We start from the raw sequence: 13479 nt of genomic DNA, 5'->3' as shown, positions 1-13479 counted from the left end.
CGTCTTTTCTCTGTCAAGTGCTGTAAAATCAGGAAATCCGGCCATTTTCCATTTCATATACCACATCCGCGACGTTCATCGTGGACACTCTGTGCGATACGAGCACAATGGTTTTCTCTTCTGCCGATTCTTTCAGGGATTTCAGAATAATTCCTTCATTTAAGGAATCAAGATTCGATGTCGGCTCGTCCAGCAGGATCATGGATGCGTCATGCAGGAATGCCCGCGCGATACCGATCCGCTGTTTTTCTCCGCCGGACAGCGTATCGCCGAGTTCTCCGACTTCGGTGTCGTAGCCGTTTGGCAGTGTCATGATGAAATCATGTATGGACGCCTTCTTCGCCGCCTCCATAATTTCTTCCCGCGTCGCGCCGGGTTTTGCAATAGCGATGTTGTTCGCAATCGAATCGTGGAACAGATGTGTCTCCTGCGTCACATAGCTTTCCATATCGCGCAGATACTTCGTCGGGATTTCGCGGACATCGGCTCCGTCCACGGAAACGCGCCCCGTCTGGACATCCCAGAAGCGCATCAGAAGTTTTAAGATCGTCGATTTTCCGGAACCGCTCGCGCCGTGGATGCCGGTGATTTTTCCCGGTTCCAGTTTCAGCGAATACTGATCCAGAATCGTCTCGTCTTCGTAGGCAAACGTTACATTCTGCGCCTCGGCTCCTGCAAATGCGTGGTCACCGCCGGATGCCGCATCTCCCGGAATTTCTTCCACCAGCGGCGCTTCCTCGAGAAGGGAAAGCACACGCTCGCCGCTTGCCAGCGTCTGATTCAGGTTATTCGACAGGCTGGACAGCGCCACGACCGGGCCGAAGGAACCCATCATCGCGATTGTGCAGGTCAGGACTCCCTCAAATCCGATCCCGCCTTTCGTGTAAAGATAGATCGTCAGTGCCAGCATGCCGAACGATGCCAGAAGAATCACCATGTTGGTGACAGACCGCTGGGAGCCTTCCATGCGGCTTAAGTTTTCCTGCACAGAAGCCAGTTCTTTCGACCGCCCTGACATCTGCTCTTTCCGTTTTTCGCCCTGTCCGTACTGAATCGTCTCGTCGAGGCCACGCAGGGAATCCAGCACGAAGCTGTTCAGCTCGCCAAAGCCTGTCCGGAACTCCATTCCTTTCTGGCTTCCGCGCTTTCCGTTCCACATCGGGATCACAACGCCGACCGTCAGATACGCCGCAAGTGCAAGCAGCCCTGCCAGAACATGGTATCTTCCAATGAAGCATACCATAATCAAAGAAGTTAATGCTGCAATCGCAATCGGGGAAATCGTATGCGCATAGAATACTTCCAGAAGTTCGATATCGGTTGTGATAATCGAAATCAGATTTCCTTTGTCCCGTCCTTCCAGCTTCGCCGGGCAGAGCTTCCGCAAAGCTGCAAACACTTTATGGCGGATGATCGCCAGCAGTTTAAAAGCAATAAAGTGGTTGCAGTACTGCTCCGCATAATGCAGAATGCCGCGCAGCACCGCGATCACGATCATCACCGTGAGTATCGTTTTTACCGGGGTATGTACAAGCCACATGTTTTGCACCGAAAGGCTCGTCCCTGCCGCGCCCGTCAGTAAGCCATGCACGATGACCTGTCCTGCCAGAATCGTCAGGAAGATCGCACATAAATATCCCATTGTTCCAAGAATAATTGCCGCCATCATAATATGAAGCAATGGCTTCACCAGCCCGATCAGGCTTCCCATAATCCGGAGGGCGCTTCTGCGTTTTGCTGTATTTTTCTTCTCGTGCATCATGCATTCCCCTGCTTTCCATAGTTTTCCAGTACCATCTGGCTGTCGTACAGATGACGGTATGCGCCGTTCTGTTCCATCAGTTCCGCATGCGTTCCACGCTCGCAGATGGTACCGTTTTTCAGGAAATAAATCTGATCTGACTGTACGACGTTCGCAAGGCGGTGGGAAATCAGCAATACCGTTTTCGTCTTTGCGAGTTCATGAATCACATTCATGATCAGCTCTTCACTCTCGACATCAATATTCGATGCGGCTTCATCAAAGATATACACCGCACTGTCGCTCCGAAGCAGCGCCCGCGCAATCACAAGACGCTGGCACTGGCCGCCGGAGAGGTTTCCTGCTTTTTCGAGAAGCTCTGTCTGCAGTCCGTTCTGTGTCTGTAAGAATCCCAGCAGATTGACTTTCTGCAGAACCGCCTCCATCTCCTCCTTCGTCGCATCCGGTTTCGCCATGCGCAGGTTCTCTTCTACGGTTCCTTTAAATAAGTAACTGTTGTGGCGGACCAGAACAACGTGCTTCATCAGATCCGTCTCATTGACTTCCGAGAGCGGCACGCCGCCCAGGGTGATGCTTCCCGCATATCCGCGGTTCTTTGCCGCAAGGATGCCCGCGATCGTACTCTTTCCGCAGCCGGATTCGCCGACCAGTGATACAAAACTGCCCGCCGGGAGCGTCAGGTCAATGCCTTTTAAGATTTCCCGGTCCTCTTCATAGGAAAAATGTACATCCTCCAACACGACATCCAGCGGTCCGTCCGGCAGCGTCCGCTCTCCCGTCTGCGGCTCCGGCAGATCGAGGATTTTGAAAATCTTGTCACTCGCCGCCATGCCGTTCATCGCGATGTGGAAGAATGATCCGAGCAGACGAAGCGGCAGGAAAAACTCGCTCGCCAGCAGCACAATGCAGAGCGTGCCGGACACGGTGAGGTTTCCTTTCAGAAATTCCGATACCGCCACCGCCATGCCAACCGCCGCGCCGCCGTATGCTACGATGTCCATCACGCTCGTTGAGTTGAGCTGCATCGTCAGAACTTTCATCGTGATCCGGCGGAAGTTCTGGGATTCCACATCCATCTCGTCGGCTTTCTGCTGGTCGGCCTGATAGATTTTTAAGGTCGTCAGACCCTGCAGATTTTCAAGGAACGAATCGCCGAGCCCTGTGTAAATACTCCAATATTTGTTCAGCAGCTTCTTCGCAATCTTCTGCACAACCACAATCGAAATCGGGATCAGCGGCACACAGATCAGAAGAATCACGCTCGCTTTCATGCTCACCCGGCAGAGGATGGCGAACAGCGTGAGCGGCGCAATCAGGCTGTAGAACAGCTGCGGAAGATACTTTCCAAAATAGGTTTCGAGCTGCTCCACGCCTTCCGTGGATACCTGTACGACCTCCGAGGATGATACCTGTTCGCTGTAGGATGCCCCCAGTTTCAGCATTTTCTCATAAATTTTTTCACGCAGAATCCGTTTCACATCCACACACGCAAGATACGAAGACCTCGCACCCATCCGCTCGCAGAAAAAGCGGATCACAACAACAATTGCCAGCATAAAAACCGTCCGTTTCACAGCCGTCGCCGTTACCGCGCCATACACAACCCGCTCCAGCAGATCGGCAATCGTAAATACCGCGATCACCTGCGACAGAAGCGCCGCCCACTGCCACAGAATCGTGTACACGATATACTTTTTCGCGTGGGACAGCAGCCCCACCAGTCTTGTTTTAATCATAAGTACCTCTCTTTTATGCTTTTGCTTTTCGCTTCTCTCTCATGCTGCAGATTAAATGCCAGATAGCTAAAATCGGATGATACAGCAGCATCCTCGGCCCCGAAAACCGCATAACGGCGCGGATCTTTTCCCGCATTTCCGGCTTGTAGCAGTGTACTTTGCAGTTTGCGCAGAATGTTTTCTGTTCCATGAAGGGACATTTCTGGCTCCGCTGTTTTGCATAGTCCGCTAATTTCTGACATTCCGGACACATCCCGCCGGATGCATGCCCCTCTTTTCCATGGTTCTTCCGGCAGTACAGGCGGATCATCTCTTCCACGACGTACTGTTCTTTCTGCCGCTTTTTTTCTACTTTGTTCATTTTGTTTCTCCTAGGATATGATCTTCTGTTTTTACGGTTTTGACCCGCAGGAAGAAATACAAAATATGGCACATCCATACCACAGCAATACAGATTCTTCCGATCGGCACATTCTTCATAGCAAAAAAGCCGATCGCCATCACAACCGTTACCATCCCGATGATTTTACATTTCGTTCCTACCGTCATCGCCCGATGCTGTACGAAGCTGTCGAGATGCTTCTTATATAATTGGGTCCCAATAAACCAGGTGTGCAGCCGTTCCGAACTTTTCGCAAAGCAGAACAGGGTTGCCATATAGAATGGAACTGTCGGCAGAATCGGAAGCACAATGCCGATGGTGCCAAATCCCAGGCACAGAAAGCCGAGTACGATCCAAAATATTTTAAATGGACTCTTCATAATTTTCCTCCTTTCTCACCGAATATTAAAATAGAAAAATAGCCGCTCATGGTTCTTGCGAATACATGAGCGGTTAGTTGTCGCTTACGCTAGTTATAGATTAACATTATTTAACTTTCATGTCAAACACATTTCACTCCTGAGAGAACGCTCCTCTGCTTGCAGAATAACTGCTGTTATTTCAACTCACGAAGTGTGATACATCATACTCTAAATAATTCCGCCAATGTTTGAAGATTCAACTCACGGAGGGCGACAAAGGAATCGGGCCGGTTGTGTGGGGACGCATCATTTCAACTCACGCCCTCACGGAGGGCGACGCTGCGCCTTCAGTTCATCCGTCAATCCATTGATGTTATACTCAATATACGGGTGCTGCCATAACGGTAGGCGGTTAGTCCTTCTACGGAGGGACTGTGACTCTCCGATTACATAGAAACCCTTTATATGGGAATTCCTTGGAAAGGAGGGCTAAGCCATGAGTATTATCGACTTCATAGCAGTTGTAAGTTTCGGCTTAACCTGCTTTAGCCTTGGATACAACTTCGGCAAAGATACTGCGAAATCACAAAAATAGCCGCCCAGTCCTGCAAACTTTGGCGACTATTTTTACATAAACCAATAAATATGGACTAACCGTCTATCGGTAGCACTCTTTTCAATATCATAATATCATGCATTTCAGAATATGTCAAAATCTTCTTTTCACATATCCCGAAATCTCCGATACCTCTCCTCTACCAGTTCTTCCCCATCCATCTTCTCATACTTTTCCAGGAATCTCAGAATTTTGCCTCTCAATTCTTCACACACCACTGGCATTGTGTCCACCGTAAACTCCCCCGGCTCTTCCACAATCTCTTCTACAATTCCCAGTTCCTTCAAATCCCCCGCCGTCAGCTTCATCACCTCGGCGGCCTCCGGCGCGCGTTTGCCGTCTTTCCACAGGATGCTTGCAAATCCCTCCGGCGACAGGATGGAGTAGATGGCATTCTGCATCATCCACACTTCATCCGCCACGGCGAGTGCCAGTGCACCGCCGCTGCCGCCTTCTGAAATGACAATAGAAAGAACCGGCGTTTTTAACGCTGACATTTCATACAGGTTCCGCGCAATCGCCTCGCCCTGGCCGCGTTCTTCGGCTTCCATTCCGCAGAAGGCGCCTGGGGTGTCTACGAGACAGATAACAGGCCTGTGGAATTTTTCGGCCTGTTTCATCAGACGCAGGGCTTTGCGGTAGCCCTCCGGGGACGGCATGCCGAAATTGCGGCGGATGTTTTCTTTCGTATCCGCGCCTTTCGCCTCGGCGATGACCGTGACCGGTGTGCCGTCAAACGATGCAATACCGCCGATGATCGCCGCATCATCGCCATACAGTCGATCACCATGAAACTCAATAAAATCAGGAAACAGCTCCCGAATATAATCTTCTCCCACCGGTCGGTCCTTTTTCCGCGCTTTCTGCACACAGTCCCAAGCCGATGTTTTCTCTCCCGTTTCTGGTGCTGCCAAAGACCGCTTCACGTCTCCATCCCCCAAAGTCAGCACTTCCGAGGAAACTTCGATATCTTTCCCATGCATCCGCAGAATCTCCGACAGCACCTCTTTCGCCTCTTCTCTTGGCAGAATCCGATCCACAAACCCATGCTCCACCAGAAACTCCGCCCGCTGGAACCCTTTCGGCAGTTTCTGTCCTATTGTCTGCTCAATAACCCTCGGTCCCGCAAACCCGATCAGCGCATGCGGCTCCGCCAGAATAATATCCCCCAGCATCGCCCAGCTCGCCGTCACGCCGCCCGTCGTCGGGTCCGTCAGCACACTCACATACAAAAGCCCCGCATCACTGTGTCTTTTCAGCGCCGCCGACGTCTTCGCCATCTGCATCAGAGAAACAATCCCCTCCTGCATCCGCGCCCCTCCCGAGCACGCAAACAAAATCACCGGCAGCGAGAGCTTCGTCGCCCTCTCCACCGCCCGCGTAATCTTCTCCCCAACAGCCTCACCCATACTGGCCATCATAAACCTGCCATCACAGACCCCGATCACCGTCTCCATCCCGTTGATCCGTCCCTTACCAGTCACAACAGCCTCCGTAAGCCCTGTTCTCTCCTGCAGAGCCCTCACCTTCTCTTCATACCCCGGAAACCCCAGCGGATTCCCCGCCGTCATCCCCTGATCCCATTCCTCAAAACTCCCATCATCCAGAAGAAACTCAATCCTCCGATACGCATGCACCCGAAAATAATTCCCACACTTCGGACAAATATAAAGATTCCTCTTCACATCCTCCGTAAAAATAGCCCCCTTACAAGCATTACACTTCTTCAAAATCCCCTGCGGCGCCTCCGGCACCACCCCATCCGCCGTGTGCTCCTTCCGAAACACCGTCTTCTTAAAATACTTACCCAGCATCATACCACCATCACTCCTTACGTCATAACACTTTCACTCTATTGTCACCATAACAATCTTCCAACCACACACCTCACCCATCGAGGCATTCATTCTCTCTTCACCGCTCACTCCTGTCATCCCAGCCGCACCGCCCCGCGGTGTCGCTGACCACACTCTCCCAGTCGTGTGTCTGATCTCAGCCGCCCGGCAGTACAGCAGAGGGGGACGGCGCATTTGCAGGAGGAACTATAGCAAGACCCGAAAATAATGCAAAAAAGGCAGTGCTGCAGAGCGCGAATTGCAAGGAACAGATTTGAAGGCGTACCGGGGTACGACGAAAATCTGTGACGCAGTAATTCACGCTCTGCGGTGCTGAATTTTTTGCATTATTTTCGGGGATTGCTATAGAAACACTTAGGCTTCCAGAATTTGCGTTATTTTCAAAAATCCAACTGTCTGAGCGACAGCGAGTTTTGGATTTTTGAAAATGGTTTTAGCAAATGCTGGAGGCCTTAGTATTTCTTTCCTCTGAAACCGCGCCGTCCCCCTCTGCTGTACTGCCGGGCGGCGTCCGTCTCTTACAATCTCTCCGTCAACCGCTCCACAAACTCAATATCCGCCCTCCCGGCCAGATACTCCTCTTCATTTAAAATAGAATACAAATAATCAACGTTAGTGTCGACTCCCTCGATGACGACTTCCCCCAGCGCACTCCTCATCCGCGCAATCGCCTCCTCACGCGTCCTCCCATGCACAATCAGCTTCGCCAGCATCGAATCATAAAACGCCGGAATCACATACCCGTCATACGCCGCCGTATCCACCCGTACTCCAAACCCGCCCGGCAGATGCATCTCCGTAATCTTCCCCGGACAAGGCCTGAAATTCTTCGCCGGATTCTCCGCATTAATCCTGCACTCAATCGCATGCCCCGAAAGCCGGACCTCCCCCTGCGTCACCGACAGCGGCATCCCCGAAGCCACCCGAAGCTGCTCCTGAATCAGATCCACCCCCGTGACCCACTCCGTCACCGGATGCTCCACCTGAATCCGCGTATTCATCTCCATAAAATAAAAATTCCCGTCCGGCTCCAGCAGAAACTCAATCGTCCCCGCATTCACATAATGCGCCGCCTTCGCCGCCCGGACCGCCGCCGAGCCCATCCGCTCCCGCAGCGTATCATCAATCGCCACACAAGGCGACTCCTCAATCATCTTCTGATGATTCCTCTGAATCGAGCAGTCCCGCTCCCCAAGATGAATCACATTCCCGAACGAGTCCGCCATAATCTGAAACTCCACATGACGCGGATGACGAATCAGCCGCTCCACATACATCGTCCCGTCCGCAAACGAACTTTTAGCCTCCTTCTGCGCCGTCTGAAACGCACTCTGGAACTCCCCGCGCGTCTCCGCCATGCGCATACCCTTGCCGCCGCCTCCAAGCGCCGCCTTAATCATCACCGGAAAACCAATCCGGTCGGCCTCAGAAAGACCCGTCTCCCAGTCAAAAACAGGTTCCTTCGTCCCCGGAATCACCGGCACACCGGCTGCCTGCATCGTATTTCGCGCCTCAGACTTATTACCCAGACGGTCCATCACCTCAGGCGACGGCCCAATCCACGTAATGTGGCACTCCTGGCATCTCCGCGCAAACGTGCTGTTCTCCGACAGGAATCCAAATCCCGGATGAACCGCATCCGCCCCCGTCACAAGCGCCGCACTCAAAATACGTTCCATATTTAAATAACTGTCCTTCGACGGCGCCGGCCCGATGCACACCGCCTCATCCGCGAGCTGCGCATGCAGTGCCTCCCGGTCCGCCTCCGAATAAACAGCAACCGTGAGAATTCCCATCTCACGGCATGCCCGGATAATCCGGACCGCGATCTCCCCACGGTTTGCAATCAAAACTTTTCGAATCATTGTGCTGCCCCCACCATAAAGGTCAGTTCCGCCTGCGCGACCACCTTGCCGTCAACCGAAGCAACCGCTTCCCCGACGCCCATCGGTCCCTTGTGGCGGATAATTTTCGTCTCCAGACGAAGCTTGTCTCCCGGTTTCACTTTTCCCTTAAAGCGGCACTTGTTGATGCCGCCGAAAAATGCAATTTTTCCCTTATTCTCGTCAAGAGAAAGAATCGCAACCGCACCGACCTGCGCCAGCGCCTCGATAATCAGCACGCCCGGCATCACCGGCTCCTGCGGAAAATGACCCGCAAAAAAATCCTCGCGGTACGTCACACATTTGTATCCAATACCGAATTCGCCCGGTTCAAAATCTTCTATGTAATCCACCAGCAGAAACGGATGTCTGTGTGGAATAATCTCCTGAATCTGTTTCGTTGTCAAACTGTTCATTCGCTGCTTCCTTTCTCGTCCCGGCTTTACGCTTTTACCCGGAACAGCGGTTTTCCGTAATCAACCATCTCGCCGTTTTTCACCAGAACCTCCGCAATCACGCCGTCCACTTCGCTCTCAATCTCATTCATCAGCTTCATGGCCTCCACAATCGCTACAACCTGTCCCTTTTTCACGGTGTCGCCAACCTTCACAAACGGCTCGGCATCTTCTGCCGGAGCTGTATAAAACGTTCCGACCAGCGGGGATGTCACAAAAACGCCTTCTTCTGCTTCGCTGTGATCCTCAGCCGCTGTACTTTTTCCTGCCGTTTCTTTTCTCTCCGGCATGGCTGCTTCTTTCGCTGTCACGCCATTTGCTCCGCCCATCATCTCTGCCATCTGCAGACCGGCACCGGATGGAACCCCGCTCATCTGCACCTGCACCGGAGCTGCTTTTCCATGCTCCATGGCAATCTTGATCCCATCAGCCTCGTAATCAAACGCGGTCAGCGAAGAATCCGAAACTTTATCAATCAACTGTAAAATCTGATCTAATTCCATCTTATTTTCCTTTCTGCACCGGAACACGATGCCGCTTTATTCATATTTCTGAAACAGCAGCACCGCATTGTGGCCGCCAAAACCAAGGGAATTGCTCATTGCCAGTTTCACATCGGTTTCCACCGGAGCGCCGATGCAGTAATTCAGATCGCATTCCGCATCTGCTTCCTTTGTTCCAATCGTCTGATGCACGAAGCCGTCCTGAATGGATTTCGCACAGACAACAGCTTCCACACCGCCTGCCGCGCCGAGCAGATGACCGACCATCGATTTCGTCGAGTTGACCAGCACATAGTCTGCCGCATCACCGAAGGCTTTCCGGATCGCACGCGTTTCAAACAGATCGTTGTGATGTGTGGACGTTCCGTGTGCATTAATATAAGTAACTTCTTCCGGTTTTACTCCCGCTTCTTCCATCGCAAGCTCCATCGCACGTGCCGCACCGCTTCCATCTTCCAATGGAGAAGTAATGTGGTACGCATCGCAGGTTGCGCCGTATCCGACTACCTCTGCATAGATCTTCGCGCCGCGCTGTTTCGCGTGCTCCAGCTCCTCAAGTACGAGAATGCCGGCGCCCTCGCCCATGACGAAACCGTTCCGGTCCTTATCAAACGGAATCGAAGCCCGCAGCGGATCTTCCGACTCGGAAAGTGCGGTCAGTGCCGAAAAGCCTGCCACGCCGACCGGCGTAATTGCGCTCTCCGCACCACCTGCCACACAGATGTCCGCGTCGTTGTACTGAATTGCGCGGAAGGCATCGCCAATGCAGTGCGTTCCTGTCGCACACGCCGTCACCACGCTGGTACATTTTCCTTTCGCGCCGAGTGCAATCGCAACGTTTCCCGCCGCCATGTTCGCAATCATCACCGGAACGGTAAACGGGTTGACGCGGGACGGATTTCCGGCATCAATTTTGGCTTTCGCCTGTTCGCATGCATTCAGATCACCGACGCCGGAGCCCACCAGAACGCCGACGCGGAACGGATCTTCATTCTCCATGGAAATGCCGGCATCTGCAAACGCTTCTTTTGCTGCTGCAACGGCATACTGGGAAAAGGTTCCCATTCGTCTTGCCGCTTTGAAATCCATGCGCTCTTTTGCCACGAAGCCTTTGACCTCGCCTGCCAGATGTACTTTATATTCTGCTGTATCAAATTTCGTAATCGTTCCGATTCCGCAGGCTCCCTTGCGGACGCCGTTCCAGAATTCCTCCACGGTATTTCCAATCGGGGTTACCGCACCCAGCCCTGTGATGACTACTCTTCTCTTCATTCCAACTCTCCTTTTCTTAGATCACCATGCCGCCGTCGCAGTGAATCACCTGTCCGGTGATGTAAGCTGCCGCTTCGGATGCCAGAAATGCAGCCAGGTTTGCCACATCCTCCGGCTTTCCGAAATGGCCGAGCGGAATCTGGGATACGGATGCTTCTTTCACTTTATCCGAAAGAACCTCCGTCATATCGGTCTCAATAAAGCCCGGCGCAATCGCATTGACGCGGATGCCGCGGGATGCCAGTTCCCGTGCCGCTGTTTTCGTCAGGCCGATCACACCTGCTTTCGATGCCGCATAATTTGCCTGTCCGGCGTTTCCTGCCACGCCGACCACAGAAGCCATGTTGATGATGCAGCCGCTCTTCTGGCGGATCATCGGCCGTGCCGCAAAGCGGATGCAGTTGAACGTTCCCTTGAGGTTTGTCTCAATGACACGGTCGAAGGCTTCCTCCGACATGCCCATCAGAAGACCGTCCTTTGTGATGCCCGCGTTGTTGACCAGAATATCGATTTTCCCATACAAAGCAAGAATTTCCTTCATCCACGCTTCACACGCCGTAAAATCCGATACATTGCACTGCATCACACAGCCGTCTCCTCCTGCCGCGCGGATTCCCGCAAGCACGGTTTCGGCCGCCTCTTTCGAACCATTGTAATTGATGACGACAAAGGCTCCCTCCGCCGCCAGTTTTTCTGCAATCGCACGCCCGATTCCGCGGGATGCGCCCGTTACTACTGCTGTTTTTCCACTTAACATCTCATTCTCCTGCTGCATAATCCACTATCTATAATAAAGTTTCGCACACCTGATGCATTTCCTCATAGGTGCGGATATTGTAACCCTTTACCTCCCGGTTGATTTTTCTCAAAAATCCGGTCAGCGTTCTTCCCGGTCCAATTTCCACGAAGGTGTCAACGCCATCCGCAATCATCGCCTCGATGCTCTGCTGCCACCGCACACCGGATGCCACCTGCTGAATCAGAAGGCCGCGTGTCAGTGCAATGTCACGCACATACTGACCGGTTACATTCGTTACATACGGAATCTCGAGTTCCATAAAACCGACACCCTCGAGCGCCTCCGTCAGTCCCTTGGATGCGGATTCCATCATCGGGGAATGGAACGGGCCGCTTACGTTCAGCGGAAGTACCCGCTTTGCGCCTGCTTCTTTTAACTTTTCCGAAGCCTCTGCCACTGCCGCCTCATATCCGGTGATGACAATCTGACCCGGGCAGTTGTAATTGGCAATGTAGGCGCCGGAAATCCCGCTCAAAATCTCTTCGATTTTTGCAGCTTCCATGCCGAGCACCGCCGCCATCGCGCCCTCGCCTGCCGGAACGGCCTCCTCCATCAGGATGCCTCTTCTGCGGACGACCTTCATCGCATCCGCCATTTCCATACCGCCGGCGGACACAATCGCGTTGTACTCGCCAAGGCTGAGGCCCGCTGTCACATCCGGCGTAAGGCCGCACGCCCGGATGGACTGCTCCATCGCCATTCCGGTTGTCAGCAGTGCAATCTGGGTAAACTCTGTCTGATCCAGATGTTCATTTTCCTCAAAACAGAGTCTTTTCATATCAATCCCGATCAGCTCGGATGCCATATCGTAGACGGCTCTCGCTTTCGGACATGCTTCATAAAAATCCGCGCCCATGCCGACACACTGGGAACCCTGTCCAGGAAACATAAATGCTGTTTTACTCATAACCGCGCCGGTGCTCCTTTCAGAAGTTCTTCCATCTCATTCATCATCTGCTCTATGATTTCTTTGCAGCTTTTCTCGTCTTTTACCATACCTGCAATCTGACCGGACATCACGCTTCCGGTTTTGACATCGCCGTCCACAACGGCTCTTCGAAGACCGCCGAGCGTCAGTTTTTCCAGCTCTTCGAACGGAGCTCCCTCTTTTTCCAGTTCCAGATAATGGCGTGTCATCTCATTTCGGATCGCCCGCACCGGATGACCGGTTGTGCGGCCTGTCACGCGGGTATCAATATCTTTCGCCTTGATCACCAGCTGCTTGTAATTTTCATGCACAACGGCCTCTTTCGAAGCGACAAAACGCGTTCCCATCTGAACCGCCTCGGCACCCAGCATAAAGGCTGCTGCCATTCCGCGTCCGTCCGCAATTCCACCGGCCGCAATGACTGGAATTTTTACGGCATCTGCCACCTGCGGAACGAGTGCCATCGTTGTCGTCTCGCCGATATGGCCGCCGGACTCACATCCTTCTGCCACAACGGCATCTGCGCCTGCGCGCTCCATTCGTCTTGCAAGAGCCACGGAAGCGACCACCGGGATGACGCGGATACCAGCGTTTTTCCACAGTTCCATATATTTCTCCGGATTTCCTGCGCCCGTCGTAACGACTTTTACGCCTTCCTCGGCAACCACTTTTGCCACCTCATCCGCATACGGGCTCATCAGCATGATGTTGACGCCGAACGGTTTGTCCGTCAGTTTTTTTGCTTCGCGGATTTCATTCCGAACCCACTCTGCCGGTGCCGCCGATGCTCCGATGAGGCCAAGGCCGCCGGCCTCGGAAACTGCCGCTGCCAGATGATGCTCCGCCACCCAGGCCATGCCGCCCTGAATGACTGGATACTGAATCCCGAGTAATTTTGTCACTTCTGTGATCATGAATCGCTTCC

12 protein-coding genes are annotated in these 13479 nt (G+C 53.0%); all 12 read right to left on the bottom strand.

The annotated features are described in order from the left end of the window. Positions 1 to 28 precede the first annotated feature (28 nt). A complete protein-coding gene (locus DXD92_RS02220; RefSeq protein ID WP_118640079.1) occupies positions 29 to 1759 on the bottom strand; it encodes an amino acid ABC transporter ATP-binding/permease protein in 1731 nt (576 codons plus the stop codon). Next, positions 1759 to 3498 carry an ABC transporter ATP-binding protein/permease gene (locus tag DXD92_RS02215; RefSeq protein WP_118639965.1) on the bottom strand — a complete coding sequence of 580 codons (1740 nt, stop codon included), beginning with the start codon at positions 3496 to 3498 and terminating at the stop codon, positions 1759 to 1761. Before DXD92_RS02215 ends, DXD92_RS02220 begins: the two co-directional genes overlap by 1 nt. 13 nt (positions 3499 to 3511) lie before the next feature. After that, the gene (locus DXD92_RS02210; protein ID WP_022462170.1) at positions 3512 to 3859 is read right to left on the bottom strand and encodes a nitrous oxide-stimulated promoter family protein; all 348 of its coding nucleotides are present in this window, start codon (positions 3857 to 3859) and stop codon (positions 3512 to 3514) included. Continuing rightward, positions 3856 to 4260: a YbaN family protein gene (locus DXD92_RS02205; RefSeq protein WP_118639964.1), complete on the bottom strand. Its 405-nt coding sequence runs from the start codon at positions 4258 to 4260 to the stop codon at positions 3856 to 3858. The genes DXD92_RS02210 and DXD92_RS02205 overlap by 4 nt, the downstream gene beginning before the upstream one ends. Before the next feature lie 705 nt (positions 4261 to 4965). Next, the gene (locus tag DXD92_RS02200) at positions 4966 to 6675 is read right to left on the bottom strand and encodes an acetyl-CoA carboxylase carboxyltransferase subunit alpha (RefSeq protein WP_082424902.1); all 1710 of its coding nucleotides are present in this window, start codon (positions 6673 to 6675) and stop codon (positions 4966 to 4968) included. Positions 6676 to 7232: 557 nt separating this feature from the next. Further along, complete coding sequence (locus DXD92_RS02195; RefSeq protein WP_117509541.1) at positions 7233 to 8579, bottom strand: acetyl-CoA carboxylase biotin carboxylase subunit; 1347 nt, start codon at positions 8577 to 8579, stop codon at positions 7233 to 7235. Continuing rightward, the gene (fabZ, locus tag DXD92_RS02190) at positions 8576 to 9013 is read right to left on the bottom strand and encodes a 3-hydroxyacyl-ACP dehydratase FabZ (RefSeq protein ID WP_022462591.1); all 438 of its coding nucleotides are present in this window, start codon (positions 9011 to 9013) and stop codon (positions 8576 to 8578) included. Before fabZ ends, DXD92_RS02195 begins: the two co-directional genes overlap by 4 nt. Positions 9014 to 9039: 26 nt before the next feature. Continuing rightward, on the bottom strand, positions 9040 to 9555 hold the full coding sequence (gene accB, locus DXD92_RS02185) for an acetyl-CoA carboxylase biotin carboxyl carrier protein (RefSeq protein ID WP_055218562.1): 516 nt from the start codon (positions 9553 to 9555) through the stop codon (positions 9040 to 9042). A 36-nt stretch (positions 9556 to 9591) separates the two neighbouring features. Further along, on the bottom strand, positions 9592 to 10827 hold the full coding sequence (gene fabF, locus DXD92_RS02180; protein ID WP_118639963.1) for a beta-ketoacyl-ACP synthase II: 1236 nt from the start codon (positions 10825 to 10827) through the stop codon (positions 9592 to 9594). Positions 10828 to 10843: 16 nt separating this feature from the next. Continuing rightward, positions 10844 to 11584: a 3-oxoacyl-[acyl-carrier-protein] reductase gene (gene fabG / locus DXD92_RS02175; protein WP_118639962.1), complete on the bottom strand. Its 741-nt coding sequence runs from the start codon at positions 11582 to 11584 to the stop codon at positions 10844 to 10846. A gap of 28 nt (positions 11585 to 11612) precedes the next feature. Next, a complete protein-coding gene (gene fabD, locus DXD92_RS02170) occupies positions 11613 to 12533 on the bottom strand; it encodes an ACP S-malonyltransferase (RefSeq protein ID WP_118639961.1) in 921 nt (306 codons plus the stop codon). Then, positions 12530 to 13468 carry an enoyl-[acyl-carrier-protein] reductase FabK gene (gene fabK, locus DXD92_RS02165; RefSeq protein ID WP_022462596.1) on the bottom strand — a complete coding sequence of 313 codons (939 nt, stop codon included), beginning with the start codon at positions 13466 to 13468 and terminating at the stop codon, positions 12530 to 12532. Before fabK ends, fabD begins: the two co-directional genes overlap by 4 nt. Positions 13469 to 13479 lie beyond the last annotated feature (11 nt).

It is taken from the genome of Blautia sp. TM10-2, from assembly GCF_003480845.1.
Lineage (GTDB): Bacteria > Bacillota > Clostridia > Lachnospirales > Lachnospiraceae > Fusicatenibacter > Fusicatenibacter saccharivorans.
Note: the sequence above shows the minus strand (reverse complement) of the source record. Positions and strands in the feature narration are given on the sequence as shown.